Source organism: Corynebacterium sp. CNJ-954, assembly GCF_001942345.1.
GTDB lineage: Bacteria > Actinomycetota > Actinomycetes > Mycobacteriales > Mycobacteriaceae > Corynebacterium.
Genome location: NZ_MKKI01000002.1, coordinates 123558 through 147659 on the forward strand (window position 1 = coordinate 123558; position 24102 = coordinate 147659).

Consider the following 24102-nt stretch of genomic DNA (forward strand, 5'->3'; position numbering starts at 1 on the left):
GAATGAAGACCTATGAGCGGGTTCTACATCAGCGACGCACAGTTTGAAGAGAGCAAACGTGAGTCTCTGGAGGAGACACGACGGTTCATTCGAGAGAAGTTTCCGGACCTGGATGAAGTCCGTGAAGCGCGCAAGGCTGGCGTCGAGCAGCCGAAGCGCCGTCGCTGCCCAGCTCGACTGTTCAGCACAGGCTAGACCTGTGGAGCCTGAGAACTTCGACCAGCTTCCACGGTGCCCTACTGGAGACCTGAACTAGGATCGACAGCCTCTTCGTCGTCCCCGTGTCCATATGGGGTGGCGTCAGGAACGGCAGAACCTTTGGTAAACGGTTGTGTAGAGTCCCAGAAAATGGTCTTGTTGGTGGTCGAAAGAGCAGATGGGGGGGGGGGGGGATTGTGGTGGATCTCCGCCGTACACTTGACACAGCGGAAGATCATCCAGGCACTCGCTACAAAGAGGAAGCACCCGCCTGGGTGGGGCCTCGCTAGCGCGTGATCACGCGGGAGGCACTGTTGACCACGGCTCCGCCGTCTGAGATCTGCCACCGGTATTCGACACCGGCCCCTGGGTGCCTGGCAGCCCTGCGAACGTCGTTCTCAATGAGGTGCTCCGCAGCTCCAAGAAACGCGACTGTTGTTGCCGGCCCCACCGTGCTGAGGACAAGGTCCGCCCCTGCACTGGCGATTTCGGCTGACGGTGTCGCTGCAAGCACCTGCACTGACACCGGGTCAATGTAGATCCGGCCGGACTGCGGATACAGCTGGGTATCACTCGAGGCAGCATGAGCAGCGGGGACAGTCAGGCTGAGAGTGGCCGCTGCAGTGACGGCTGTTGCGACGAACTTCAGTGAGCGCTTCATAGTTGCTTCCTTTTGATCGGGAGTCGTGATGCTCTAGATATATACCCTTAGAGTAATCTGTGCATCTTTAACCATGAATGTGGACGCAAGAACCTTCATTCGGGGGTGGAGGTCATTTTTGTCCTTCACCCGTCGCTCAGAATGAACTCCGCAGCCTTCTCACCGATCGCGATCGACGGGGCGTTCGTGTGCCCCCGGATGATCTCCGGCATCACCGAGGCATCGGCGACCCGGAGGCCCTGCACGCCACGGACCCGCAGATGCGGGTCGACGACAGACGCCTCATCCGTCCCCATCCGCGCCGTGCTCGTCGGGTGGTACAACGTGTGGGACGCACCGGTCAGGGCCTCCTCGCAGCGCTGTTCAACCGTCATCTTCTCCCCGCCGGCGGGGACGATGAACCGTCCGCTCCGGCGTGACCGCAGACTCGGCGCATCGAAGATCCTGGAGCAGATCTCCAGCCCCGCCAGCATCGTCGCCCGGTCTCTCCCATCCGCGTCGCTGAGATACCGCGGGTCGATCACCGGCTTGACCAGTGGGTCAGCGGACGCCAGGGCGATCTCACCGCGGCTCTCGGGCTGCAACAGGATCGGGCCCATCGTCAGACCGTGCTCCGGAATGCCGGTCAGCCCTTCGTTGACGTAGGCGACCGGGGCGTAGATGATCTCCAGGTCAGGAGCGGCAAGGTCAGGCCGGGAGCGGACGAACCCGTAGGCCTCGGCGACGTTCGAGGTCAGCATGCCCCGTCGCCGCGTGAGGTAACGGGCGAGCTGGGGCAGACTCGTGGCGTCGAACAATGTCCCGGCCTCGGTCGCCACGGCGAACAGTGACACGAGATGATCACGCATGTTCTGGCCGACCTCGGGGGAGTCCACCACGGTCTCGATGCCGTGCTGCGCCAGGTGACGGGGATCACCGATACCGGAGAGCATCAGCAGTTGGGGAGTGTTCACCGCCCCACCGCACAGCACCACCTCACGCCGGGCGCCGACGGAGCATTGCCGACCGTCGTGCAGGTAGTCCACCCCCACGGCCCGGGTTCCGTCGAAACGCACCCGCGCCGTGTGTGCTTCCGTGCGTACCGTCAGGTTCGGACGCAGCTCGGCGGGACGCAGGTACGCCGTCGCGGTACTGGAGCGCGCGCCGCGGCGCTCGGTGACCATCGTCTGGGTGAAGCCGTCCGGTGCATCGGCGTTGGCGTCCTCGACGCGGTAGCCCGCCTCCGAGACCGCGCGGAGGAAGGCCGCGGTGTGCTCGCTGGGGTCGCGCTGGTGCTCGACGGAGACCTCGACCCGGTCCAGGGCGCGTGAGATCTCCGTCCAGGACCACTCCGGCCCGGCGAGCTCGCCCCACCGGTCGTAGTCCTCGGCGAAACCGACGACCCACATCAAGGCATTGATCGACGAACTGCCGCCGAGGACCTTGCCCCGTGGCCAGTAGATCGACCGGTCGCGTAGGCCGGGTTGGGCCGTGGTGGCGTAGTCCCAGTCGACGTCCGAGCGGAAGGTCTGGGAGAACGCCGCCGGGACCGTCACGCCCTGTCCCTTGTCCTTGCCGCCGGCCTCGAGGAGCAGGACGGACCTGGACCCGTCCGCGCTGAGCCGGTTGGCCACCACAGAGCCGGCGGATCCCGCCCCGACCACGATGTAGTCGAACATCTCCGGGAACTGCGGCTCGGGGGACCCGCCCGATCCTGGTGTGGGTGTACCTGACATCAGAAACCTCCGTCGTCAATACTGTTGTCACTCGAAAGTATCCGATCCGGCGGCGACATGGAGGGGAATGCGGTGAGACGTCACCGACCACTAGAGTTCATAGGTATGCCTTACTCTGATCAAGATCCCGGCAGCCGGGAGCAGTACATCGAGGTCTGGAACGACCTGGTGTCCACCCGCGACCTGACCTGGTCACTGCTCATCTGCGGGGTCACCACCGCGGCTGCGTTGGCGGTCGCGACACTCCTCTCCTCCAGCGAGTTCTTCTGGGGACTCGGCGGCGCCGTCGTCGGGTTCGTGATCTGCGTGGCCGTCTTCACGCCGAAACGCACCGTACGGATCACCGACGGCACGGCCGGTACCAGCGTCGGCACCACCGACACCACCGCCGGTGAATCAGGAGACCCCGCCTGATGGACCCCACCCTGTTGCTCTCCATGCTGATCGCCGCAGTGGCGGCGATCCTGCTCTACACCTTCATCGGCTTCATCCCCGGCACCGATGAGACGAGTGTCCTCGTGCCGGTCACGCTCGCCCTCGCCCTGGCGGGGGTGGATCCGGCCGTCCTGCTGACCTTCTTCATCGCCGCGATCGTCACCCTGAACCTCACCAACGCCATTCCCACCGCCCTGGTGGGTCTGCCCGGAGGGGTGCTGTCCGCGCCGATGATGGAGCATTCGCTCTACCTCAAATCCCAGGGCAGGGCGGCCGAGACGATCAAGAAGATGGCCGCCGGCAGTGCGATCGGCACGCTCATCGCCATCCCGGTCAGCCTCGTCATCGCCACGGCCATCGCCCCCTACGCCGACACCCTGCGCGAGTACGGCACCCTGCTCTTCGTCGGTGGGGCAGTGCTGCTCGCGCTGCTGGGCGCCAACCGGCTGCTCTCCCTCATCGCCATCATCCCGATGTCCCTGCTGTTCCAGGGGTTGCTCTCGCTCTATCGTGACCAGGGCGTCATCCCGCAGGACGGCAACATCTCCGTCTCCTTCTTCCTGGGCATCACCATCGGCCCGCTGCTGGTCTCCGTGCTGGGCCTGCTCAACCGCACCAGCCGGGAGAACCTGCCCCGTCACGCCGCCACCACCGTGGACATCTCCCGGAGGAACCTGCGCGGCCAGTCACTCGCCCCGAACAAGATCCTCACCAAGGGCGAGACCGTCCGCACCGGGCTGTGGTCGCTGATCTCCACACCGTTGTTCTTCCTCAGCCCCGTCGGGCTGACCTTCCTGCTCGGCGAGGGGGCCGCAGGACGCTCCGGCGACCGCACCACGCGGGCCAACCGGGCTGTGGCGGGCATGAACGGCGTCGCGCACGCCAGCTACCTCTCGGGCACCATCATCCCGCTGCTCGCGATCGGCATCCCCCTGTCGCCCGTGGCGATCGGCCCGGCCCAGGCCCTGTTCAACGCACCGCCGGCGCTCACCCTGGACAACAACCTGCACCACCTGCTCAGCACGCCGTTGTTCATCGCCGCCGTCGTGCTCGGTGCCGTCCTGGCTCTCGGACTGACCTACGTCATCGCGGTGCGCTACTCCTACCGGATCACCTACATCGTGATGCGCTACATCCCGCACGAGGCCGTGCTCGGGCTGTTCATCGGTTTCATCCTGCTGCTGGCCTACCTGGACGCCGGGGTGGCGAACATCTTCGGCGTCCTGCTGGTCGGGGTCGCCTGCGGGACGTTGAACAAGTTGGGCGTAGGCTACGGCGTGCAGTTCATGACGTTGTACGCGTCCCCCTGGATCGTGCAGAACCTGCTGTAGTGAGAAAGGATGCCGTGGAGTCTTCTCGGGAACGTCACGTCGGGCACGGCCGGACCGTGGCCAAGATCATCCTCTTCGGCGAGCACTCCGTGGTCTACGGCCATCCCGCCGTCGCCGTGCCGTTGCACAGCCTGCACATGAGCGCCACCGTCGAACGCTCCGCAACGCCTACCGCACCGAGCACGCTGAGCTGTCTGGACTGGCACGGCGCGCTGGCCGCCGCACCCGCGCGGTTGGGCTCGGTGGTCAAGGCCGTCGAGGTCGCCACCGCCGCCGCCGGGCAACCGGACACCGGTCTGCACGTGACCACGCAGGCCGACTTCCCGCCGGAGCGCGGGCTGGGCTCCTCCGCCGCGGCTGCCGGCGCGGTCATCCGGGCGGTGCTGGACGCCTACCACGTCCCGGCGTCCCCGCAGCAGCTCTTCGAGCTGACCCAGGAGGCCGAACGCATCGCCCACGGCCGGCCGTCCGGTCTCGACGCCCTGACAACCGCCTCCCCGTCGCCGGTGTACTTCCGTGACGGGACCGGAAGCACACTGGACATGGATCTGGCGGCCTGGATCGTCATCGCCGACTCCGGGACACAGGGCAGCACCCGGGAGACCGTCGGCGACGTCCGACACAGCTACGAGGCCTCTCCGGACCAGGTCGGACCACTGCTCGACCAGCTCGGAACCATCGCCGACGGCGCAGCCGACGACCTGCGGACCGGCGACGTCACCGCACTGGGGGAGAAGATGAACGTCGCGCACGGTCTGCTCGCCGAGCTCGGGGTCAGCGACGACCGGCTCGACGCGCTGACCGCCGCCGCCCGCGACGCCGGTGCCGTCGGCGCGAAACTCACCGGCGGCGGACGTGGCGGATGCATCATCGCCCTGGCCCGCACCAGCGACGACGCGGCCCGCATCGCCGACAGTCTCACCCACGCCGGAGCATCCGGCACCTGGATCTACGCACCCCACCTCGAGAAGGCGGCACGATGAGCCCACACAGGAAAGCCACCGCAACCGCACACGCCAACATCGCCCTGATCAAGTACTGGGGCAAAGCCGACGAGACGCTGATCATTCCGCGCACACCGAGTCTGTCACTGACCCTCGACGAGCTGTACACGACGACCACCGTCGAGTTCGGTACCCGTCACGCCGATGAGGCCTCACTGGACGGGGCCCCTGTCACCGGCCGCGCGATGGACCGCATCACCGCCTTCCTCGACATTGTCCGTGAACAGGCCGGAATCCACACCGGCGCGCAGGTGACCTCGGTGAACACCGTGCCCACCGCCGCGGGGCTCGCCAGCTCCGCTTCCGGGTTCGCGGCACTGGCGGGGGCTGCGTCCGCCGCCGCCGGGCTGGAGCTGGACGACCGGGACCTGTCCCGCCTGGCCCGACGCGGCTCCGGCTCGGCGTCGCGTTCCGTCTTCGGCGGCCTGGCACTGTGGAACGCCGGACACGACGACGCCACGTCCTACGCCGAACCCGTCTCCGGCGGAGCCGAGATGAGCCGGAACCTGGCCATCGTCGTGCTCGTCATCGACGACGGGCCGAAAGGCATCTCCAGCAGGGAGGCGATGCGGCGCACCGTCGACACCTCCGCGGACTACACCGCCTGGGTCGACCGGCACGCCGGGCACCTCGCCGAGGCTCGGGCGGCGATCGCCGCCGGCGACCTCGTGCGGCTGGGCGAGGCCACCGAAACCAACGCGCTGGGTATGCACGCCACCATGCGCGCGGCCGTCCCGCCGGTCGACTACCTCACCACCGGCAGCCACGCCGCCCTGCAGGCCGTGCAGGACGCCCGGGACGAGGGGTTCTCCGCGTGGGCGACGATGGACGCCGGCCCGAACGTCAAGGTCCTCACCAGTGCCGACCAGGCCGATGCGCTGGATGTCTGGCTCCGTGACCGGCTGGCGGCCCCGGTCCCGGGGCTGCGCACCATCGTCACCCACGCCGGTCCCGGTATCCGGGTCGAGGAAGGACAGTCATGACAGCACCGCGCGTCGCAGAGGTCCGCGCGCCGGGAAAGCTCTACATCGCCGGTGAATACGCTGTGGTGGAGACCGGTTTCCCCGCCATTCTCGTGGCTGTCGACCGCTATGTGACTGTCCGGGTCACCCCCGCCAGCGGTACCGGACACATCACCTCCGACCAGTACACGCAGAGCCGGCTGGAATGGCACCGGGGCGAGCGGCAGATGATCGTCGAACCGGATCAGGCACCATTCGACTTCGTGCTGGCTGCCGCGCGCATCGTCGAGGAAGCGGCCGTCGCCCTGGGCACCCCGCTCGAGGTCTTCAACCTCGACATCAGCAGCGAACTCGACGACGACTCCGGCCGGAAGTTCGGTCTCGGGTCGTCCGCCGCGGTCACCGTGGCGACGGTCCGGGCGTTGTGCGACTACTACCGGCTCGACCTGTCCCGGATGGAGCAGCTGAAGCTCGCCCTGTTGGCCAGCATCTCCGTGCAGACCTCCGGGTCGGGCGGGGACGTGGCGGCGAGCATGTTCGGCGGGTGGATCGCCTACACCTCCTTCGACCGGGAGTGGGCCCGGGCCGAACGTGCGGTGCGCCCTCTCGTTGAACTCCTGGGGATGGACTGGCCGGGCCTGTCTGTCCGACGGGTCTGCCCGCCGGACCGTCTGCGCCTGCTCGTCGGCTGGACCGGCTCGCCGGCGTCCACCTCCCGCCTGGTCGGGGACGTACAGTCGAGGAAGCAGGGGGAGGGGATGGACTACACCCGGTTCCTCGCGGAAAGCCGACGCTGCGTGACCGGGCTGATCGAAGCCCTGGATAGTGACGGTACTGACGACACCGCCGGAATCCGGGCCGGGATCCGACGCAACCGTGAGCTGCTCCGTGAACTCGGCGAGCATTCCGGCACCACCATCGAGACACCGACACTGCGACGGTTGATCGAGATCGCGGAGGCCAGCGGTGGCGCGGCGAAGACCTCCGGTGCCGGCGGCGGTGACTGCGGTATCGTTCTCATCGACAGCGAAGCCGCCGACGCCGACATCGACGGATTGCTCGCGGCGTGGGAACGCGCCGACATCCGCGTCCTCAACCTGCACGACCATCAGCCCGACGGAAACCCGGAGTGACCGGAAGTGAGCACATGAGCAGCAACCGCAAGGACGACCACGTCCAGCTGGCCGAAGAACTGACCACGGAGACCAGCACGGCGCGTCCCACCGGTGGTTTCCATGACCTGCGCTTCATGCACCACAGCTTCAACGGACTCGCCCGTGACGCCGTCGACATCTCGACCACCGTGACAGGCACGCACTGGGACGTGCCGTTCTACATCAACGCCATGACCGGTGGCAGTGAGAAGACCGGACAGATCAACGCCGACCTCGCCCGTGCCGCCGCAGCCACCGGCGTGGCCATGGCGAGCGGTTCTGTCAGCGCAGCACTGCGCGACCCGTCGCTGGAGCCGACGTTCCGCATCGTCCGCGACAGTGCACCCGACGCTTTCCTCTTCGCCAATGTCAGTCCGGAAGCCTCCGTGGAGCAGGCACGTCGTGCCGTGAGCCTGTTGGATGCGAATGCCCTGCAGATCCACGTCAATCCCGCCCAGGAGCTGGTGATGCCGGAGGGTGACCGGGACTTCCGCCCCTGGCTCGACCGGATCGGCGAGATCGTCGCCGGCGTCGAGGTGCCCGTGGTTGTCAAGGAGGTCGGTTTCGGTCTCAGCCGGGAGAGCATCGTGGAGCTCACGGCCCGCGGCGTGACCACCGTGGACGTCAGCGGGCGGGGTGGTACCAACTTCATCGACATCGAGAACCACCGCCGCTCCCGTCAGGAGTACACCTACCTGTCGGGGTGGGGGCAGACCACCGTGGAGTGTCTGCTGGACACGCTGCATGGTGACGGAGGGGCGCCGGAGGCCGACATCCTGGCCTCCGGCGGAGTGCGCACCCCGCTGGACGTGGTCCGGGCACTGGCGCTCGGCGCGCGGGCCGTGGGGGTCAGCGGGCACTTCCTCCACGTCCTCATGACCGATGGAGCGGATGCCCTGGTCGACGAGCTGACAGCGTGGAGCGACCAGGTGCGCACCCTGATGACGTTGCTCGGCGCAGCAGACGTCCCGTCCCTGTCATCGACCGACATCCTGGTCACCGGTGAGACTGCGGAGTTCGCCCGGCTGCGGGGTGCTGACCTGCAGGCGCTGGCGCACCGGCGGACCGCAGCCGGATAGCAGTCTCAGACCACCCTGTTGGCCGCCGCGATGACCGCATCCATGCTGGCCGCCAGGACGGAGGAGTTCCGTCCCGCGACCCACTGGGCCGGGGCCGCTACGTCGGTTCCGCCGCGCCGGAACTCCAGCAGCGCCAGGGCGTCGCTGTCACTGCCTGCGGTGACACTCGTCTGGGACAGTCCGATGACCTCGACAGTGATCCCGCCTTCCGCCAGAGCGGCGACCAGCGCCTCCACCGGGCCACGGCCGGTGAGGGTGTGGGTCGATTCGTCGCCGTCTATCCGGAGTTGGACCGTGGTTGTCGCACCGTCCGGGGAGGCGGTGTCGTCACCTGTCTGGTAACCCAGCAGGGCGACCCGTCCGTCGGTGGGGGAGAGGTACTCCGTGGTGAAGATCTCCCACAACTGGTCGGCGGTGACTTCCGTACCGGTGCCGTCGGTATGCCGTTGGACGTGCCCGGCGAGATCGATCTGCAGCCGACGGGGCAGCTCGATGCCGTAGCCTTCGCTCAACAGGTAGGCGATACCGCCTTTGCCTGACTGGGAGTTCACCCTGATCACGGCATCGTAGTTGCGTCCGATATCTGCCGGGTCGATCGGCAGGTAGGGGATGTGCCAGTCGGCCTGACCTTCCGGTTGTCCGTCCCGGGCAGCCTGGCACGGTGGTCGATGAAGCCTTTGCGGATGGCGTCCTGGTGGGTCCCGCTGAATGCGGTGTGGACCAGGTCGCCGACGTACGGGTGACGCGGGTGGACCTCCATACGGGTGCAGTACTCGACGGTGCTGCGGATCCTGTCGATGTCGGAGAAGTCGACCTCCGGGTCGATGCCCTGGGCATGCAGGTTCAACGCCAGAGTGGCGATGTCGACGTTGCCGGTGCGTTCGCCGTTACCGAAGATGCAGCCCTCCACCCGTTCCGCACCGGCGAGGACGGCCAGTTCGGCGCAGGCCACCCCGGTACCGCGGTCGTTGTGCGGGTGAACCGACAGGATGACGTGGTCACGCCGGGCGAGATTCCTGCTCATGTACTCGATCTGGTCGGCGTAGACGTTGGGGGTGGCGATCTCCACGGTGGCCGGCAGGTTCAGGACCACCGGACGGTCGGATGACGCGTCCCACAACTGGGTCATGGAGTCGCACAGGTCCAGGACGTAGTCCGGTTCGGTCTGGTTGAAGACCTCCGGGGAGAACTCGAAGCGGACATTGTCCATGTCGCCTGCCAGCTCGAGGACGTCCCGTCCGCCGGCGAGGATCAGGTCCTTCAGGTCATCGCGGTCGCGACCCAGCACGAGCTCCCGCCACAGCGGGGCCGTGGCGGTGTACATGTGGATGACCACAGGGTTGGAGATTCCCCGGACGGCGGCGACGGTGCGCTCGATGAGATCCCGGCGGGCCGGGGTGAAGACCACGATGGTCACGTCGTCCGGCGCGATGTCTGTGTCGGCGATCAGCCGGACGAAGTCGTAGTCGGTCTGGGAGGCGGAAGGGTAGCCCACCTCGATTTCCTTGTACCCCATCGACACCATCAGCTCGAAGAAGCGTCGTTTACGGGTCGGGTCCATCGGCTCGGCGAGGGCCTGGTTGCCGTCGCGGAGGTCGACGGGGACCCACAGTGGGGCCTGGGTGAGACGGCGGGTCGGCCAGCTGCGTTCGTCGTCGCGCAGTGGTACGGAGACCCGCGAGTAGACGTCCCGGTAGCGGTGGGAGGGCATCGGGGACGGTGACTGGATAGTGGTTGCAGTGCTTGCCATGGTGGTGCACGGTCCTTGCGTCATGTGTCGGGTGACCGGCGGGCGCTGGGGTCTCCACGACAGGCGGCCGGTCGGGTTACGACCTGCCGTGGCAGCATAGGAGAAGGAGTCCGTGGAAGTGCATAGTCGGACTCTAACACAAAGTCCGCAGACAAGTAGAGGTGTATACATTCGATGTCCCAGGTGAAGAGGTCGTCCCTGTCGGAGCAGTCTGCTGATGTACTGTTGAAAAGGGTGCAGAGTGGGGAGTGGGAGCTCGGTCAGAAGCTGCCCTCGGAGACCACCCTCGCCACCCAGATCGGGGTGGGACGCTCGACGGCCCGCGAGGCCATCCGCATCCTGGCAGGTAAGGGCGTTCTTGCCTCCAGACAGGGATCGGGGGTCTACCTGACGGCGCTCGATGTCGTGGAGGAGTGGACCTCGACACTGACCAGTTCGGACATCGTGTCAGTGATTGAGGCCCGCCTGGCGATCGAGACAGAGGCGGCCCGGCTTGCCGCGGAACGGCGCACGCCGGCGGCGCTCCGTGCGATCCGGCGTGCGCTGAAGGCCCGCGACACGAGTCGGGATGATCTGGAGGCGCACGTGGACGCCGACACCGCCTTCCACCGCAGCATCGTGGTGGCTGCAGCCAATGACGTGCTCACCGACCTCTTCGACAGCTTCACCCCGCGGCTCCGCGAGGCGATGGTCACCATGGTGCGGGGCAGCGGAGCATTCGGCGACGACGATGACCAGACGATCCACGCGGATCTGGCGCAGGCCGTGGCGGACAAGGACACCGACCTGGCCGCCCGGATCAGCCGTGAGCACCTGCTGGGAATGAAGCGGAAACTCCAGCAGAGATGACCGAGGCGATGGCGTCGCGGGAGGCAGACAGAGTGTCGATCGACTCTTCGATTCTGGCCTGTTCTCGTCTCAGGTCAGCGACCGTTTCCTCGCAGATCGGGGCCAACCGTCCGGCCCGTTCCGTGAGGCAGGGAAGGACGGTACGGATCGTCGCGGTGCTCAACCCGGCATCCAACAGCTGGCGCACGCGCCGGGCAACCTCGACATCGGTGACGGTGTAGTTGCGGTAGCCCGAGGAGTTCCGGTCCGGCACGAGTAGTCCCTGTTCCTCGTAGTAGCGGAGCAGGCGTGGCGGGATCCCGGTCTGCTCCGTCACCTCAGATATCCGCATCTCCGTGCCTCTCCTCCGCGCGCATTTGCTTTCACATCGATGTGAAGGTTGACGCTAGCAGAATGACTGACCACACATCATCCTTGCTCTCGTCCCGCTCACGCCCAGCCTGGGTGCTGACGGGATTCGTTCTCCTGGTGTTCTGTACCGGCACCGCCGAGTACCTCGTGGCCGGTGTGCTCCCGCAACTGGCGACCGATGTCGGTGTGAGCACCGCTGCCGCCGGCCAGACGGTGACCGCCTACGCACTGGGGGTGGCGGTCGGCGGTCCGCTGGTGACCATCCTGACCGCACGCCTTCCGCGTAAAGGGCTGGCGCTGAGTCTGGGGCTGGTCTTCATCATCGGCACACTCATCACGGTCATCGCCCCGACGTACGCATGGGTGATCATCGGTCGTGTCGTGTCCGCCTGCAGTCAGGCGACATTGTTCGCGATCGGGCTGACCACCGCAGCGGCCGCAATGGGACCCGGGCGCCAGGGGAGAGCCATCGCCATCGTCAGTTCGGGGCTGACCGTCGCCACGGTGTTGGGGGTCCCCCTTGGTGCACTGTTGGGTGGAAACGTCAACTGGCGGATACCGTTCCTGATCGTTGCGGTCGTGGCGACTGCTGGAGTGCTCATCCTCTGGTCGTCAATGCCACGTACACCAGCGCCGGCCACCGGCGTGCGCGACGAGATCCGGACGCTGTTGCGGGGGCCGGTGCTGCTGGCCGTGATGACCACGGTGGTGGGGTTCGCCGGTGTCGGAATCGTCTTCACCTATCTTGTTCCGCTGCTGTCGGATGTCACCGGCCTCGCGGCTTCGGTTATTCCCGCTCTGCTCCTGGCCTATGGTGTCGGCGGCTTCGTCGGCAACCTGGTTGCCGGGCGGTTCGCCGACCTCGATCTCGGAAAGACACTGGTCGGGGTGTTTGCCGCGCTGGTTCTCACCTTGGCACTGTTCCCCCTGGTAGCGGAACACCCGGCACCGATGATCGGCATGGTGCTGGTGCTCGGACTGTTGTCGACCGCGACGATCGCCCCACTGCAGTCGCTGGTGCTGCGCCATGCAGGCGCTGCTCCGACCCTCTCCCTGGCGGTCAATGTCGGGGCATTCAACATGGCCAATGCTGTCGGGTCCGCTCTCGGTGGCATCGGGGTCAGCGCCGGGCTCCTGCGCTGGGGCGGTTTCAGCGGCGCGGTATTCGCCGTCGCTGGCCTGATTCTCGCACTTCTGGCGCTCAGTACAACTCCACAGGAGGACAACCAGTGAAAGCCGCAACGGTCGTAAGCTACGGAGGGCCTGAGGTCCTTACAGTGTGTGACGTGTCGATGCCCCGGCCTGGTCCCGACGAGGCCCTTGTCGCCGTAGTCGCATCCACGGTCAACCCGGTGGACGTGAAATTCCGCGTGCCCGGGACGTCCCAGGTCATCAGCCAATTCCCCGCGTCACTGGGATGGGATCTCGCCGGAGTGGTGGTCACGGCACCGGTAGGTTCCGGGTGGGTGTCAGGGGACAGGGTGATCGCGATGTATCCGCCACAGGCGGACGGGACAGGTTGCTGGCAGCGCTACATCGCGCTGCCAGCTGGACTGCTTGCCCCTGCACCCGAATCAGTGGACCTGTCTACGGCGGCAAGTCTCCCGTTGACGGCTCTTACCGCGGACCAGGCGCTTGAGAAACTCGACCTGCGACAGGGGGAGCGTTTGCTCGTGACAGGTGCAGCAGGGGGTGTCGGAGGCATGGCGATTCAACTCGTGAGCCGGGCTGACGTCGAGGTCGTTGGACTGGTCCGTGATCCCGGGCACGGGTGGGCGGTCCTCGATTTAGGTGCTGACACCGTCGCGTCAGATCCCGCTGGTATCGGGAGCTTTGATGCAGTCCTCGACACCGCCGGGGTGTTCACCTACCCGCATGTGCTCCGTGAGGGAGGCCGTCTTGTGACAGTCAGCGACGATGTCATTCCTGAGCAACTGGCGCACCGGGCGAGCAGCGCAATGCACAACTATGTGTCCCATGACCCACGTCGCCTCCGTGAGCTGTCGACGTTGGTTGATGCCGGTGAACTCCAGTTGCGTGTCGCTGCGCGGTATCCACTGCACGCGATTCGGAAGGCGCATCACCATGTTGAAGGTGGTGGGTTAGTCGGAAAGGTTGTCATCACGATGTGACGTGCGTGGAAGCAGACCTCGTTCGGCGAAGACGTTCTTTGCAACCGCGGTGGCATTCAGTGCCCGGGGGAATCCGCAGTACACCGCTGAATGCAGCAGCGCCTCGATGATCTCCTCGGAGGAGAGGCCGACGTTGAGGGCGGCGTTGACATGAACCTCCAGTTGCGGTTCACACCCGCCGAGCGCGGTGAGCATGCCCAGCGTGACTAACTGTCGGTCGCGTGGGGCCAGCCCTGGTCGGGCGTAGATCTCCCCGAACCCCCATGCCACGACCTGGTGACCGAGTTCGGGTGACACCTCCGCCAGCCCGTCGACGACTGCGGTGCCACTGGCGCCGTCTATCTGCTCGAGGACGGTTCTGCCCCGGTCGTACCGTTCCTGTCGGGTGGTCGCTTCTGCATCATTCATCACTGGTCATCGTCCTGTTCTTCCCCGGCGACGTCGATGTCGCGGAGATCGGTGGTGAGGTCGTCACGGTAGATGGCGATCTTGGCCTCCAAAGCCTGGTTGTGAGAGAGGAGCTGAGCGATCTGTTCGGTGAGTGCCTGCTGGTGTTCTTCGAGCATTGACAGTCGCTCAGCAGTCGTGGCGGGACCCTGGTCGCGGAGATCGGCGTACGTCCGCATCTGGCGAATCGGCATTCCCGTCTCTCTCAGCCGCAGGAGGAACTGGACCCATGCCACGTCGTCGGCGGCGTACCGGCGGTGATTGCTGACGTTCCTGCAGACAGGGCGGATCAAACCCGCCCGCTCGTAGTAACGCAGCGTATGCGCCGAGACCCCGGACAACTCCGACATCTGCGCTATGGTCAGCCCGTTGTGGCCTGCGTCATCTCCCATGACAGAAACGATAGGACTTAGAGCGCGCTCGAAGTCAAGGAACGTCACGCCGTCGTTCCTCGTCACCGGGGTGGGGCTGTAGCGTCGGGGTCTGAACCTCCGAGCGCCGCCAGGCGACGTTGACTATGTTCCGTCACGCGCTGGCAGACAAGGGCCTCCGCGTGGTCTGCATCGCCAGCGCAACTGCCGCGAGCACGGCGAAGACGACACCGGTCCACATGGCGACGGCCGGGTCATCGCCGAAGAGGCTGATGGTGACCGCGCTGATCGCTGTTCCCAGGGTCACTCCCATCGTGATGACTGCGGTGTGGACGGTGCTGACGAGGTTGCCGGTGCCACCGACCTCCGCCACCCGGGTGACCAGTGCCGGGTTCATCGTCACCCCCGCCAGACCCACGATGAGCACGGTGACCACCACCAGCGGCGAGACCTGCCCGAACAGGGCGAGCAGTGTCAGTGCGATGAACAACAGCGCGTGGCCGAAACGGAGGACGGCGACCGCGTGCCGGTCGGCGAAGCGTCCGACGACGAGGTTTCCGATGAACGAGCAGATGCCGTAGCCGAGAAGGATCACGGTGGTGGCGTCGGACGAGAATCCCGCGGTCTGCTCCAGCAGCGGCGTGAAGTAGGAGAACGCCGCGTAGGCGGAACCGATGGTCAGCAGGCTCACCAGGTACCTCGACCACAGACGGGGCGAGCGAAGGTTCCGTACGTCCTGTGCCGCGTCGTCCTGCGAGGCAGCCGCGCGGTGGGGAAGCGCGAGTGCACTGATGATGAACAGGAGCAACGCGGCCGCGCCGAGCACGTAGAAGCTGGCCTGCCAGCCCCAGCGTCCGGCGATGAAATGTGACAGGGGTAGGCCGATGACGGTGCCGACCATGATGCCGCCGAGCACGATCGACACAGCCTCGCCGATCCGGGTGGGCGAGGGTGCCAGGCGTGCACCGAAGGTGACGGAGAGTCCGAATGCGGCACCGGAGAGACATCCGGTGATGATGCGGAGCAGCGCCAGCCACCAGTACTCGTGGATCAGGGGGACAAGGATCTCCAGGATTGCGTAGGCGGCGACGACCAGCAGGAGGGAGCGCTTGGGTGGGCTGTGGCGGGCGGCGAAGGCGAGGAGGGGCCCGCCCAGCGCCATCCCCAGTGCGTACAGGGACACCAGGAGACCCACCTGGCCGGTGCTCACCCCCAGGTCATCGGCGATCTCGGGCATCATTCCGGCGATCTGGAGTTCGCTCATGACGACAACGAGGATGGTCAACATGAGCAGGTACAACTGTTTGGGCATCGCGTGTTCTCTTTCTGTATTCTAAAGTCCAAAATGTGGGCAGACGTGTGCCCTGATTCAGTTCATGTGGTCCGTCAGGCTGTCTTCAGCCCGCTGAGGGTGAGATTGGCGATCTGACGCAGATCCTCTGGGCCGGTTCCTGCCTGGGCGAGAACGCGAATGCCCGAGATGAGCGAGACGATCGTCAGTGCGGTCTCGCGCGGGGGTAGGTCGGCTCTGAGACTGCCATCCCTCCGTCCTGCGTCCACCGCCTGAATGAGCAGGGACGTCTGATGGGCCAGACCGCGGTCGAGGAGTTGTCCGATACGTTCGTCCTGGTCGACGAGGTCGGGTGCCATCCGGGAGTTGACGACCATGCAGCCGGCGGCATGACCGTGCCGGGCCGCATCGTCCTCCTCGCCGAGAATGAGATCCATCACGGCGTCCAGTCGTTCGGCGCCTGAGAGGTCGTCATCGCCGAGGGCATCCTCCTGTCGTCCACCGGTGTCGGCGAGGTAGTGCTCCAGGGCCCGTATGAAAAGTTCGTCCTTGGATCCGAAGGTGTTGTACAGGCTGCTTCGACGTACGCCGGCAACCGTGCAGAGTCGCTCGGTCGACGTGTCGGCGTAGCCGTGCACCCGGAACTGGGCGACTGCTGCGTCCAGGACGGCGGATTCGCTGAACTCTCGTGGTCTGGCCATGGAGGCGAGCGTAGCAGATTCTGGATGATGGAATACAAAACCGTCGACTGAAGGGGGGCCTACTGGTGTCGGGATATAACGATCGGACAACGTTACGGTACCAATTTGCTAACAAGGTGAGCGAAGTTCGCCGATGCAGCCTATGCTCTCGAGTATCCACTCCGACTATTGAAAGGACTTCACCATGGGTCTCGACGACAAGATCAAGAACACTGCCGAAGACGCCACCGGAAAGGCCAAGGAAGCTGCCGGCGATGTGACCGACAACGACAAGCTCAAGGGTGAGGGCAAGGTCGACCAGGCCAAGTCCAGCGTCAAGGACGCCGCAGAGAACGCCAAGGACAAGATTTCCGAAGGCATCAACAAGATCACCGGCAACTGACGGAAGGCGGGAGTCCATCATGCGTGCTGACAACGCTGCGTCCGACACCACGAAGCGGCAACGGTCGTCTGTCGGCCTGGTTGTCACGACGGCGATCGTCGTTATCGTGGCGATTGCGCTGATCATCCTGATCGGCCAGAACACCGATCAGGTCGACATGGGCTTCCTCGGGTGGGAATTCGCGTTCCCGCTCTCTGTGGGACTGGTGGCAGCGGCCATCGGAGGAGCGATCGTTGCGTTCGCGCTCTCCGGGATCGTCGCTATCCGCCGGAGGAGATGATGCAGACGCCGCTCCGCGGGCTACGGGTAAGAACTGTCGCCGGTCACAACTCGTAGCGGCGGAACGGCACAGCACGGTCCACGCCTGCCTGAGCTCCAGCATCCGAGGTGACACCGCTGATCAGGTATCGCGGGGCGGCATGGTCGTCCAGCGCGGCAAGATAGACCTTGTGCTGTTCCAGCGACGCAATGCTGCGGTCCACCGATTCACCCGACACCGCAACAGCATGCGTCGGTGCAGGTGAACCGAACACCAGGAACTGGCTGGCCTGCCACCGGTCCAGCACCCGTCCGTCATCCGAGGTGATGTCCGGGAACACCCACCGGTTTCCTGCGTCTCGCGCAGCATCAAGGGCGACCATCCCTGCCACCCGGTGATCGGCCTGGTTCAACCCCCACGGCATCTCCACGTCCCACCCCAGAGTCAGAACCGTGGTGGGGCGGACATCCCGGATGACCGTGGCCACGGCACGGCGCAATTCGAGCGAGTGCTCGAGCACGCCGTCGGAAAAGCCCAGGATCCGTAGGTCTTCGACACCCACCTGAGAGCATGCGGAATGCTGCTCATCGGCGCGGGCGGGCCCGGTCTCGGCAGGGGTCATTGTGTCGATACCCGCCTCTCCCGAGGTCAGCAGGAGGTACGTCACGGGTATCCCGCTGTCCGTCCACTCCGCCACGGCGGCGGACGCGCCGTACTCCATGTCGTCGGGGTGGGCGACAACGCACAGCACACGTTCGCTGTCGTCGAGGTGAAGAAGTTCGAGACGATCGTCGGTCATGGTCCGGCCTCCATTACGGCGGGTAAACGTTCACGGCCGGGACGGACGGTAGACATCTTCCGTCCACGTTGTGGTCATTCAAGCACGAGACCATCTCCGTGACCACCCCAACTCGCCGTATTTCCTGCGAAGGACCCATGAACCCACACCTCGCACGTCTGCTTCCGTACCGTCCCGCGCTTCGCCCGGCTCTCGTCCCGGCAACTGCGGCGCTGGTGGCCACGTCTCTACTGCTCGTCGGCTGCCAGGCACAGGCCGCCGAGAGCGTACCCGGCTCTGTGGCAGTCACTGACGACGTGCAGAGCGTCGCCCTCGAGACTCCTCGACTGGCCTCTGCCGACAACTTCCGGGACCTGGCCGGAACCGACCACGCCTACAGCACGGGCGACGGTCACCTGAAGGCGGCCTCGGTCTACCGGTCCAACGCCCTGGACATCACCGACGACGACCTCGCCACCGTGGAAGGTCTCGGCATCTCCACCGTGATCGACCTGCGGACAGACAGTGAGATCGAGGAACATCCGGACCGCGTTCCCGACGGTGCGGAGTACGTGCATGTCGACGTCGTCGGCGGGGCGACCACCGCCGCGAACCCCACCACGGATCTCCGGGTCGACTCTCCTGACGCCGCCGCGACCATGCTCGGTGAACTCAACCGGAGTTTTGTCACCGACGACGGTATGAAAGCGCAGCTCGCAAAGGCAGTGACTGCCGTCGCAGAAGCCGACGGCCCCGTCGTCTTCCACTGCACCGCCGGCAAGGACCGTGCCGGCTGGGTGAGTGCCGTGCTGCAGCTCGCCGCCGGAGTCACCGAGAAGGACGTCATCGCCAACTACCTCGCGACCAACGACTACTCGAAGGACCGTATCGACGCCACCGTCGAGAAGATCCGTGAATCCGAGGGGGACCAGGCCGCGGACACCTACCGTGTGTTGCTCGGCGTGCAGGAGGGCTTCCTGCGCTCAGGCCTGGACGCGCTGAAAGAGTTCTACGGAGACGCCGACACGTATCTGGTCTCCGGCCTGGGCCTCGACGTCTCCACGGTGCTGGCGCTGAAGGAGAAGCTCGTCGAGGCGTGACCGTTCCGACGATCTGAGTCACCGCACAGAACGAATCTAGCCTCGGACTCGTTCTGTGCGGTGACTCTGATGTGCACTCCACGGTCAGGAGACGGACTGTGTGATTGACTCAAGGACATGAACAGCGACGATCTGGACGCTCTGGAGCGTGTTGACGGTATCAGCCGCAACCCCCACTACAACACCTTCGTATCGGTGATGACGGAGATTCTCGACGGCTACGTCGCCGCGTTGGAGACCCTCGATGACCGCACGGTCAACAGGTCACCGGTGCCTGGCACGGTGAATACAGCCTTCGCACTGGTCACCCATGTCCACGGCATGGCCCACTACTGGGGTGGCGCGTTCGTCGCGGGAGAGGACATCCCCCGCGACAGGGACGCCGAGTTCCGGGCGTCGGGGACGGTGGCAGAGGCACATGTGCTGATCAAGGAAGTCCGCGACAGGCTACCGGGCTGGGCCAGGGTCGCCCTCACTGAGGGAATCCGTAATCGAGAGGCGACAGGGACCTCGCGCCGGGATGTTTCCGAGGCGACTCCGGAGTGGGTTCTCGAGCACATTCTTCATGAGCTTGCCCAGCACCTCGGTCATCTGGAGGTGTGCCGTGATGTGGTGACGTCCTTGCACTGACCTCTTAACTATCATTATCGATAGTGATAGTGTTCGGGAATGGTCACATCGTCTTCACTTCTGCACCCGGTCCGGCTCCGCATCGTCCAGGTCCTCCGCGACGGCGAGGAGTTCACCACGCATCAGATCCGCGAACTTCTTCCGGACATCCCCATAGCCACCCTCTACCGTCACATCGCCACCCTTGTGGATGCCGAGGTCGTGGAGATCGCCGATGAGCGGCCGGTACGTGGCACCAGCGAGAAGATCTACCGCATCGCTACCACGCTGGCCAACCCTACGGCGGAGGATCTGAGAGCCCTTACGCCGGATGAACTGCTCACCGTGTTCACCGTCTTCGCGTCCGGGACGATCCGTGACATGGACGCCTACCTTCATGCGGGCACCCCGGAACTCGTCGACGACCGGGTCAACTTCGCCCAGGCCGACTTCTGGGCGAGTGACGAGGAACTCGATGACTTCCTCGGGTCCGTCACCCAAGCTCTCCTGCGGCTTCGGCAGAATGCACAACGGGACGACCGCCGTCCACGACGACTCACCACCATTCTCATGCCACGTGACACCCCGGGGCAGGAGGAGTCATGACGATGCTCCAGGACAGCGCCCGAGCCACGAAGCTGAGGGTCGGGTACGGCAGCAACGAGGTGCTGGGACCGGTTGACTTCGCGTTACATCCGGGAGTCACTGCTCTTCTCGGCCGGAACGGGTCAGGGAAAACAACACTGATGCGCGCCCTGTGCGGCATCATCCCCGCCCTCGAAGGGGAGACGACGGTACTTGGCTCCGAGGTTGGTGACGGTTCACCCGTCCGCACGCGTATCGGCTACCTGGGGCACGAGTCCGCCTTGGCAGCGGCGTTGACCGTGCAGGAGAACCTCCACTTCTGGGAGTCAGTCACCGCGACCTATCCCGATGTCACCCTGCTCAGCACCGAGGACCTCGTCGACCGTTTTGATCTCGTCGACCTGATGGGAAAGAAGGTGACACAGCTGAGTCGCGGACAGCGGCAACGCGTCGACCTCGCACGGTTGGCCATGACAGACCCACACTTCGTCGTCCTCGATGAGCCCTTGACCGGGTTGGACCCCGTGTACGCCGCCCGCACCCGTGAACTGCTGCGCGTGTGGGGTGAGCAGCGAACCGTCCTGTACTCCACGCACAGTATTCCCGAGGCACTCGAACTGGCTGCACGTTTTCTCGTGATCAGCGGGGGACGGCTCGTCAGCATCAGCGCAGACAATGAAGGTACAGAAGTGACGGAGCAGATGCTTCTTGACGTCCTGGAGGAAGCACCATGAGCGCGACTGTCAGAGGAACAACTGCACGGAGCGCCGCGTTCGCCCGCCGAGCATGGCAGCAGCAGCGGAGTACCGCCGTCTGGCTCGCCGCGGTCATCGGAGGACTGCTGGCAGTGCTCATCTTCGCCGGCCCCGGCGGAATGAACACCGCAGGACTCGACGACCTCATCCCCGCACAGGGCACCGGGTTGGTGACCGTGCACGACGGTGGGGGCGACCTCCTGCCGGTGACGACTTACCTGTTGAGCATGGCCCCGGCCATTCTGGGGATGCTGGTTGCGGTGGTCGCGACCTTGACGATGCCGGGAGTCACCGCCGATGACATCAGTGGTGGTGGTATCGAGGTGCTGCTCGCGGGTCCCGTCCCTCGCAGGGCCCTCTTCCATTCGTACCTCGGGGCTGGGCTGCTGCTCACCGCCGCGTCATGGGTTGTCGCCACGGCGACGTTCGGGGTTGCAGCGGTGGTGGCCGTGCTGGTCCTCGATATGTCGGTGACGTTGTCTCCGGCGTTTGTCGTAGCGCTGGTTGTCGTCCCTTTCTCCATGGCTGTCTGGTCGGCTACGGCCACCCTCTTCGGGGCGTTGCTTTATCCCGGGAGCCTGGAGACGAACGCGGGAATGAACGGTGGCCCGATCCGTCTGCTGGCGGTGTTGCCGGCGATGATTGCCGTACCGACGGTGCTTCTGATGCCGACGTGGGTGCTGCCGGCACTTGTGCTGGTGTTGGTGGTGACCGTCGTGGCGAGTGCTGCGTTGGTGGCTCTGACTGCCAGAGGTTTCCGCAGTACGAAGGTGCTCAGCACATGAGAGGTAGTCTCGTCAGCGATGACCACCGCACCGGAGTTCTACCGCAGCACCGCGATACCGTCGCTGGAGTTCCGGCGATCCTGCAGGGAAAACACCTGCTACCGTCCACACACGCACGACGTCCTGTCCATCGGGCTCATTGACGAGGGACGCTCCGTGCTTGCTGGGGCATTGGCCGGGCCGGTCGCCTTGCTCCCGAGAGATGTCGTCGTCATCCCGGCCGGACACGTCCACTGCTGCAATCCGGATGCAGGTCGCTGGCGGTACCAGATGACCCACCTGGATGCTGTGTGGGCGGACAACCTGGCTCCGGCCATCAGTGGCGCGACAGGAGTCCGCGTCCTGCGTTCTCCCGCTGTCTACAGTCAGCTCACCAACGTCAACGACGCGATCGCTGCGGATCGCCCGGCCGCAGAATTGGAGCGAGAGTTCCGTCGGCTCGCCGTCAGGATCGGAGACGCAGGGCGGGAGGAGTCGATGACCGTGCCAACAACGCCTGCTCGGACCGACGGACGCCGGGCGTTGGCGGAGGAGCTTGAGCCCGTCCTGCACCGGCTCCGGTACGACGAATCGACGCCAGCACTTGATGATCTGGCGGAGATGGTGGGGCTGAGCCGTTACCAGCTCATCCGTGCGGTGAAACAAGTGACTGGGTTAAGTCCGGTGGCCTGGCGGCAGAATGCCCGGATCCTGGAGGCACGACGCATGCTGCGCTCCGGTGCGGCGATCGCCGACACAGCGAGCAGACTGGGTTTCACCGACCAGAGCCACTTTCACCGGATTTTCCGGGCGCACGTCGCCTCCACTCCCGGTGCCTACCGGGGGTGAGCGGGAGAGAGGGCGCAAGAACGTACAAGACGTGACGGTGAGCGGAGTCGCACACTCACGGTCATGGACCAGTTCATTGCCGTCGCCGTCGCGCATTTCCTTGCCCTGCTGATCCCCGGGGTGGATTTCTTCCTCGTTGTGCGGCTCAGCGTCGCCGAAGGATGGCGGCGTGCCAGTGCCGCCTGCCTGGGCATCGCCGTCGCCAACGGGATCATCATCACGGCTGCCTTCTCCGGTCTGTCGGCGATCCAGAACCCCGTGGTACTGGGGGTGGTGCAGTTGGCTGGCGGACTGTTTCTCGTCTACATCGGCGCTGCATTCCTCCGGTCCGCGAGAGGGGAACAGGCGAACAGTCTGGCGGTGCCGGACCGGAGAACGGTGACTGAGGAGACGCGCAGAATGCAGCAGGTGTCCTGGTCGAGAAACACCGGCCTCGGGCTGGCGTCTGGTCTGCTGAATCCGAAGAATGCGCTGTTCTACGTCAGCCTCGCGACCGCTGTCTCCGGGGCAGGTACGATGGCACTGGCGTTCTACGGGGCGTGGATGGTCGGGCTGGTCCTGGCGTGGGACCTGCTGGTCGCTGTCCTGTTCGGATCTGCACGGGCGCTACGCCGGCTCGGGCGCATCGTTCCGTGGCTGACACGGATCGCCGGGGTGTTCCTCGCACTGTTCGGTGTGGTCATGGTCATCGAGCTGCTCATCGAGCTGAGTTAGTCTCGGTCAGCGTCGGTTAGTGTGGGATGATGAACCATTTCACGACAGAAGAACTCCTGGAGGCCGAGCACGCGGGTTGGCAGTCGCTCTGCGAGTCCAGTGGTGGAACCTTCTACGGGCGGATCCTGACCGACGACGCCGTCTTCGTCCTGGTCAACGGGATGACGATGTCCCGTGAGCAGGTCATCGACTCGCTCGACGGTGCACCGGCGTGGGAGACGTACACGATCGAGGACGAACAGTTCATCCACCTCAGTGACGATGCAGCGGCGTTGACTTACCGTGCCACCGCGACCCGGTCGGATCTTCCTACGCCGTTCACCGCCCTGATGTCCAGCGTGTACCGACGGATAGAGGGCAAGCCGCGGCTTGCCCTCTACCAGCAGACGGCGGTCAGCGACTGACAGCAGCGTCTACTCCTGATTCTGCGGCGGCAGGGCGGCGATCGTCGGATGATCAGTTCCGGTGGGACCGATACTCTCAGCCCCTCCGGGCGACCCCAGTTCGTCGAAGAACGCGACGTTGTAGTCGATGTAGTCCTCCCACTCGTCCGGGAGGTCGTCTTCGTAGAAGATGGCTTCGACCGGGCAGACCGGCTCACACGCACCGCAGTCGATGCATTCGTCGGGGTGGATGTACAGCATGCGGTTGCCCTCGTAGATGCAGTCGACCGGGCACTCTTCGACGCACGCCCGGTCGAGGACATCCACACAGGGCTGGGCGATGACGTAGGTCATCTATCAGTTCGCGGCGGCGGCGTAGCGCTCGGCGACGTCGTCCCAGTTGAACACGTTCCACACGGCCTTGACGTAGTCGGCCTTGACGTTCTTGTACTGCAGGTAGAAGGCGTGCTCCCACATGTCGAGCATCAGCAGC

General features: G+C 65.4%; 30 protein-coding genes and 1 pseudogene. 20 read left to right on the forward strand and 11 right to left on the reverse strand.

What is annotated here, in order from left to right; translation table 11 throughout:
- Positions 1-12 precede the first annotated feature (12 nt).
- Entirely contained in the window at positions 13-195 is a 183-nt protein-coding gene (locus BJF89_RS01415) for a hypothetical protein (RefSeq protein ID WP_075811603.1), read from the forward strand.
- 289 nt (positions 196-484) lie between these two features.
- On the opposite strand, the gene BJF89_RS01420 is transcribed toward BJF89_RS01415, so the two are convergent.
- The gene (locus tag BJF89_RS01420; RefSeq protein ID WP_075811605.1) at positions 485-859 is read right to left on the reverse strand and encodes a hypothetical protein; all 375 of its coding nucleotides are present in this window, start codon (positions 857-859) and stop codon (positions 485-487) included.
- Between the two features lie 125 nt (positions 860-984).
- On the reverse strand, positions 985-2517 hold the full coding sequence (locus tag BJF89_RS01425) for a GMC family oxidoreductase (RefSeq protein ID WP_075811678.1): 1533 nt from the start codon (positions 2515-2517) through the stop codon (positions 985-987).
- Between the two features lie 162 nt (positions 2518-2679).
- Between BJF89_RS01425 and BJF89_RS01430 the strand changes: the two genes are divergently transcribed.
- From BJF89_RS01430 to fni, 6 genes are read left to right on the forward strand one after another with little or no spacing between them, the layout of a single operon-like run.
- Positions 2680-2988 (forward strand): hypothetical protein, encoded by a 309-nt coding sequence (locus BJF89_RS01430; protein ID WP_075811607.1) that lies wholly within the window; start codon positions 2680-2682, stop codon positions 2986-2988.
- Complete coding sequence (locus BJF89_RS01435) at positions 2988-4340, forward strand: tripartite tricarboxylate transporter permease (RefSeq protein ID WP_075811609.1); 1353 nt, start codon at positions 2988-2990, stop codon at positions 4338-4340. The genes BJF89_RS01430 and BJF89_RS01435 overlap by 1 nt, the downstream gene beginning before the upstream one ends.
- A 14-nt stretch (positions 4341-4354) precedes the next feature.
- Positions 4355-5323: a mevalonate kinase gene (mvk, locus tag BJF89_RS01440; RefSeq protein WP_075811611.1), complete on the forward strand. Its 969-nt coding sequence runs from the start codon at positions 4355-4357 to the stop codon at positions 5321-5323.
- A complete protein-coding gene (gene mvaD, locus BJF89_RS01445; RefSeq protein WP_075811613.1) occupies positions 5320-6327 on the forward strand; it encodes a diphosphomevalonate decarboxylase in 1008 nt (335 codons plus the stop codon). Before mvk ends, mvaD begins: the two co-directional genes overlap by 4 nt.
- The gene (locus BJF89_RS01450; protein ID WP_075811615.1) at positions 6324-7439 is read left to right on the forward strand and encodes a phosphomevalonate kinase; all 1116 of its coding nucleotides are present in this window, start codon (positions 6324-6326) and stop codon (positions 7437-7439) included. The genes mvaD and BJF89_RS01450 overlap by 4 nt, the downstream gene beginning before the upstream one ends.
- 14 nt (positions 7440-7453) lie before the next feature.
- On the forward strand, positions 7454-8539 hold the full coding sequence (gene fni / locus BJF89_RS01455) for a type 2 isopentenyl-diphosphate Delta-isomerase (protein WP_075811680.1): 1086 nt from the start codon (positions 7454-7456) through the stop codon (positions 8537-8539).
- Positions 8540-8544: 5 nt separating this feature from the next.
- Here the strand turns inward: fni and BJF89_RS01460 are convergent.
- Positions 8545-10250 (reverse strand): annotated as a pseudogene (locus BJF89_RS01460) (2-isopropylmalate synthase).
- A 213-nt stretch (positions 10251-10463) separates the two neighbouring features.
- Here BJF89_RS01460 and BJF89_RS01465 point away from each other — a divergent pair.
- Positions 10464-11138, forward strand: a complete 675-nt coding sequence (locus tag BJF89_RS01465; RefSeq protein WP_075811617.1) for a FadR/GntR family transcriptional regulator — start codon at positions 10464-10466, stop codon at positions 11136-11138.
- On the opposite strand, the gene BJF89_RS01470 is transcribed toward BJF89_RS01465, so the two are convergent.
- Positions 11089-11469, reverse strand: a complete 381-nt coding sequence (locus BJF89_RS01470) for a MerR family transcriptional regulator (RefSeq protein ID WP_075811619.1) — start codon at positions 11467-11469, stop codon at positions 11089-11091. The genes BJF89_RS01465 and BJF89_RS01470 overlap by 50 nt on opposite strands.
- Positions 11470-11531: 62 nt before the next feature.
- Between BJF89_RS01470 and BJF89_RS01475 the strand changes: the two genes are divergently transcribed.
- Both BJF89_RS01475 and BJF89_RS01480 read left to right on the forward strand, forming a co-directional pair.
- Positions 11532-12722 carry an MFS transporter gene (locus BJF89_RS01475; RefSeq protein WP_083650428.1) on the forward strand — a complete coding sequence of 397 codons (1191 nt, stop codon included), beginning with the start codon at positions 11532-11534 and terminating at the stop codon, positions 12720-12722.
- A 59-nt stretch (positions 12723-12781) separates the two neighbouring features.
- Complete coding sequence (locus BJF89_RS01480) at positions 12782-13621, forward strand: NADP-dependent oxidoreductase (protein ID WP_255372445.1); 840 nt, start codon at positions 12782-12784, stop codon at positions 13619-13621.
- Here BJF89_RS01480 and BJF89_RS01485 read toward each other — a convergent pair.
- The 4 genes from BJF89_RS01485 to BJF89_RS01500 all read right to left on the reverse strand — a co-directional run bounded on the left by BJF89_RS01485 (position 13592) and on the right by BJF89_RS01500 (position 16431).
- Positions 13592-14029 (reverse strand): carboxymuconolactone decarboxylase family protein, encoded by a 438-nt coding sequence (locus BJF89_RS01485; RefSeq protein WP_075811623.1) that lies wholly within the window; start codon positions 14027-14029, stop codon positions 13592-13594. The two genes, BJF89_RS01480 and BJF89_RS01485, sit on opposite strands and share 30 nt — an antisense overlap.
- A complete protein-coding gene (locus tag BJF89_RS01490) occupies positions 14029-14460 on the reverse strand; it encodes a MerR family transcriptional regulator (RefSeq protein ID WP_187344659.1) in 432 nt (143 codons plus the stop codon). The genes BJF89_RS01485 and BJF89_RS01490 overlap by 1 nt, the downstream gene beginning before the upstream one ends.
- A 133-nt stretch (positions 14461-14593) precedes the next feature.
- Positions 14594-15751 carry an MFS transporter gene (locus BJF89_RS01495; RefSeq protein WP_075811625.1) on the reverse strand — a complete coding sequence of 386 codons (1158 nt, stop codon included), beginning with the start codon at positions 15749-15751 and terminating at the stop codon, positions 14594-14596.
- Positions 15752-15825: 74 nt separating this feature from the next.
- On the reverse strand, positions 15826-16431 hold the full coding sequence (locus tag BJF89_RS01500; RefSeq protein ID WP_075811627.1) for a TetR/AcrR family transcriptional regulator: 606 nt from the start codon (positions 16429-16431) through the stop codon (positions 15826-15828).
- 184 nt (positions 16432-16615) lie between these two features.
- On the opposite strand from BJF89_RS01500, the gene BJF89_RS01505 reads away from it, so the two are divergent.
- Together BJF89_RS01505 and BJF89_RS01510 are read left to right on the forward strand one after the other, a co-directional pair.
- On the forward strand, positions 16616-16813 hold the full coding sequence (locus BJF89_RS01505; RefSeq protein WP_038547332.1) for a CsbD family protein: 198 nt from the start codon (positions 16616-16618) through the stop codon (positions 16811-16813).
- 19 nt (positions 16814-16832) lie between these two features.
- Positions 16833-17093 carry a lipopolysaccharide assembly protein LapA domain-containing protein gene (locus BJF89_RS01510; protein WP_075811629.1) on the forward strand — a complete coding sequence of 87 codons (261 nt, stop codon included), beginning with the start codon at positions 16833-16835 and terminating at the stop codon, positions 17091-17093.
- A 43-nt stretch (positions 17094-17136) separates the two neighbouring features.
- Here the strand turns inward: BJF89_RS01510 and BJF89_RS01515 are convergent, their stop codons facing one another.
- On the reverse strand, positions 17137-17871 hold the full coding sequence (locus BJF89_RS01515; RefSeq protein ID WP_075811631.1) for a PIG-L deacetylase family protein: 735 nt from the start codon (positions 17869-17871) through the stop codon (positions 17137-17139).
- A 137-nt stretch (positions 17872-18008) separates the two neighbouring features.
- Here BJF89_RS01515 and BJF89_RS01520 point away from each other — a divergent pair, with 137 nt between their 5' ends.
- From BJF89_RS01520 to BJF89_RS01555, 8 genes are all read left to right on the forward strand, one after another.
- Positions 18009-18950 (forward strand): tyrosine-protein phosphatase, encoded by a 942-nt coding sequence (locus BJF89_RS01520; RefSeq protein WP_083650429.1) that lies wholly within the window; start codon positions 18009-18011, stop codon positions 18948-18950.
- Positions 18951-19067: 117 nt separating this feature from the next.
- Positions 19068-19580 (forward strand): DUF664 domain-containing protein, encoded by a 513-nt coding sequence (locus BJF89_RS01525; protein ID WP_083650430.1) that lies wholly within the window; start codon positions 19068-19070, stop codon positions 19578-19580.
- Positions 19581-19619: 39 nt separating this feature from the next.
- Entirely contained in the window at positions 19620-20165 is a 546-nt protein-coding gene (locus tag BJF89_RS01530) for a helix-turn-helix domain-containing protein (RefSeq protein ID WP_075811633.1), read from the forward strand.
- Positions 20162-20878: an ABC transporter ATP-binding protein gene (locus BJF89_RS01535; RefSeq protein WP_222843789.1), complete on the forward strand. Its 717-nt coding sequence runs from the start codon at positions 20162-20164 to the stop codon at positions 20876-20878. The genes BJF89_RS01530 and BJF89_RS01535 overlap by 4 nt, the downstream gene beginning before the upstream one ends.
- Complete coding sequence (locus BJF89_RS01540) at positions 20875-21684, forward strand: hypothetical protein (RefSeq protein WP_075811635.1); 810 nt, start codon at positions 20875-20877, stop codon at positions 21682-21684. The genes BJF89_RS01535 and BJF89_RS01540 overlap by 4 nt, the downstream gene beginning before the upstream one ends.
- A gap of 18 nt (positions 21685-21702) precedes the next feature.
- Positions 21703-22512 (forward strand): AraC family transcriptional regulator, encoded by an 810-nt coding sequence (locus BJF89_RS01545; RefSeq protein WP_075811637.1) that lies wholly within the window; start codon positions 21703-21705, stop codon positions 22510-22512.
- A gap of 63 nt (positions 22513-22575) precedes the next feature.
- Entirely contained in the window at positions 22576-23226 is a 651-nt protein-coding gene (locus BJF89_RS01550) for a LysE family translocator (RefSeq protein WP_075811639.1), read from the forward strand.
- Between the two features lie 29 nt (positions 23227-23255).
- Entirely contained in the window at positions 23256-23630 is a 375-nt protein-coding gene (locus BJF89_RS01555; RefSeq protein WP_075811690.1) for a nuclear transport factor 2 family protein, read from the forward strand.
- A 9-nt stretch (positions 23631-23639) separates the two neighbouring features.
- On the opposite strand, the gene fdxA is transcribed toward BJF89_RS01555, so the two are convergent.
- On the reverse strand, positions 23640-23963 hold the full coding sequence (gene fdxA / locus BJF89_RS01560; protein ID WP_075811641.1) for a ferredoxin: 324 nt from the start codon (positions 23961-23963) through the stop codon (positions 23640-23642).
- Positions 23964-23966: 3 nt separating this feature from the next.
- Positions 23967-24102, reverse strand: a 136-nt coding sequence (locus tag BJF89_RS01565) for a Fe-Mn family superoxide dismutase (RefSeq protein WP_304441321.1), incomplete at its 5' end; no start/stop codon positions are given.

What these genes read in the sequence shown, in the direction of transcription:
- BJF89_RS01415 (WP_075811603.1), top strand. Translation starts at nt 13, where the DNA reads ATGAGCGGGTTCTACATCAGCGACGCACAGTTTGAAGAGAGCAAACGT.
- BJF89_RS01420 (WP_075811605.1), bottom strand. Translation starts at nt 859, where the DNA reads ATGAAGCGCTCACTGAAGTTCGTCGCAACAGCCGTCACTGCAGCGGCC.
- BJF89_RS01425 (WP_075811678.1), bottom strand. Translation starts at nt 2,517, where the DNA reads ATGTTCGACTACATCGTGGTCGGGGCGGGATCCGCCGGCTCTGTGGTG.
- BJF89_RS01430 (WP_075811607.1), top strand. Translation starts at nt 2,680, where the DNA reads ATGCCTTACTCTGATCAAGATCCCGGCAGCCGGGAGCAGTACATCGAG.
- BJF89_RS01435 (WP_075811609.1), top strand. Translation starts at nt 2,988, where the DNA reads ATGGACCCCACCCTGTTGCTCTCCATGCTGATCGCCGCAGTGGCGGCG.
- mvaD (WP_075811613.1), top strand. Translation starts at nt 5,320, where the DNA reads ATGAGCCCACACAGGAAAGCCACCGCAACCGCACACGCCAACATCGCC.
- BJF89_RS01450 (WP_075811615.1), top strand. Translation starts at nt 6,324, where the DNA reads ATGACAGCACCGCGCGTCGCAGAGGTCCGCGCGCCGGGAAAGCTCTAC.
- fni (WP_075811680.1), top strand. Translation starts at nt 7,454, where the DNA reads ATGAGCAGCAACCGCAAGGACGACCACGTCCAGCTGGCCGAAGAACTG.
- BJF89_RS01465 (WP_075811617.1), top strand. Translation starts at nt 10,464, where the DNA reads ATGTCCCAGGTGAAGAGGTCGTCCCTGTCGGAGCAGTCTGCTGATGTA.
- BJF89_RS01470 (WP_075811619.1), bottom strand. Translation starts at nt 11,469, where the DNA reads ATGCGGATATCTGAGGTGACGGAGCAGACCGGGATCCCGCCACGCCTG.
- BJF89_RS01475 (WP_083650428.1), top strand. Translation starts at nt 11,532, where the DNA reads ATGACTGACCACACATCATCCTTGCTCTCGTCCCGCTCACGCCCAGCC.
- BJF89_RS01480 (WP_255372445.1), top strand. Translation starts at nt 12,782, where the DNA reads ATGCCCCGGCCTGGTCCCGACGAGGCCCTTGTCGCCGTAGTCGCATCC.
- BJF89_RS01485 (WP_075811623.1), bottom strand. Translation starts at nt 14,029, where the DNA reads ATGAATGATGCAGAAGCGACCACCCGACAGGAACGGTACGACCGGGGC.
- BJF89_RS01490 (WP_187344659.1), bottom strand. Translation starts at nt 14,460, where the DNA reads ATGGGAGATGACGCAGGCCACAACGGGCTGACCATAGCGCAGATGTCG.
- BJF89_RS01495 (WP_075811625.1), bottom strand. Translation starts at nt 15,751, where the DNA reads ATGCCCAAACAGTTGTACCTGCTCATGTTGACCATCCTCGTTGTCGTC.
- BJF89_RS01500 (WP_075811627.1), bottom strand. Translation starts at nt 16,431, where the DNA reads ATGGCCAGACCACGAGAGTTCAGCGAATCCGCCGTCCTGGACGCAGCA.
- BJF89_RS01505 (WP_038547332.1), top strand. Translation starts at nt 16,616, where the DNA reads ATGGGTCTCGACGACAAGATCAAGAACACTGCCGAAGACGCCACCGGA.
- BJF89_RS01510 (WP_075811629.1), top strand. Translation starts at nt 16,833, where the DNA reads ATGCGTGCTGACAACGCTGCGTCCGACACCACGAAGCGGCAACGGTCG.
- BJF89_RS01515 (WP_075811631.1), bottom strand. Translation starts at nt 17,871, where the DNA reads ATGACCGACGATCGTCTCGAACTTCTTCACCTCGACGACAGCGAACGT.
- BJF89_RS01520 (WP_083650429.1), top strand. Translation starts at nt 18,009, where the DNA reads ATGAACCCACACCTCGCACGTCTGCTTCCGTACCGTCCCGCGCTTCGC.
- BJF89_RS01525 (WP_083650430.1), top strand. Translation starts at nt 19,068, where the DNA reads ATGAACAGCGACGATCTGGACGCTCTGGAGCGTGTTGACGGTATCAGC.
- BJF89_RS01530 (WP_075811633.1), top strand. Translation starts at nt 19,620, where the DNA reads ATGGTCACATCGTCTTCACTTCTGCACCCGGTCCGGCTCCGCATCGTC.
- BJF89_RS01535 (WP_222843789.1), top strand. Translation starts at nt 20,162, where the DNA reads ATGACGATGCTCCAGGACAGCGCCCGAGCCACGAAGCTGAGGGTCGGG.
- BJF89_RS01540 (WP_075811635.1), top strand. Translation starts at nt 20,875, where the DNA reads ATGAGCGCGACTGTCAGAGGAACAACTGCACGGAGCGCCGCGTTCGCC.
- BJF89_RS01545 (WP_075811637.1), top strand. Translation starts at nt 21,703, where the DNA reads ATGACCACCGCACCGGAGTTCTACCGCAGCACCGCGATACCGTCGCTG.
- BJF89_RS01550 (WP_075811639.1), top strand. Translation starts at nt 22,576, where the DNA reads ATGGACCAGTTCATTGCCGTCGCCGTCGCGCATTTCCTTGCCCTGCTG.
- BJF89_RS01555 (WP_075811690.1), top strand. Translation starts at nt 23,256, where the DNA reads ATGAACCATTTCACGACAGAAGAACTCCTGGAGGCCGAGCACGCGGGT.
- fdxA (WP_075811641.1), bottom strand. Translation starts at nt 23,963, where the DNA reads ATGACCTACGTCATCGCCCAGCCCTGTGTGGATGTCCTCGACCGGGCG.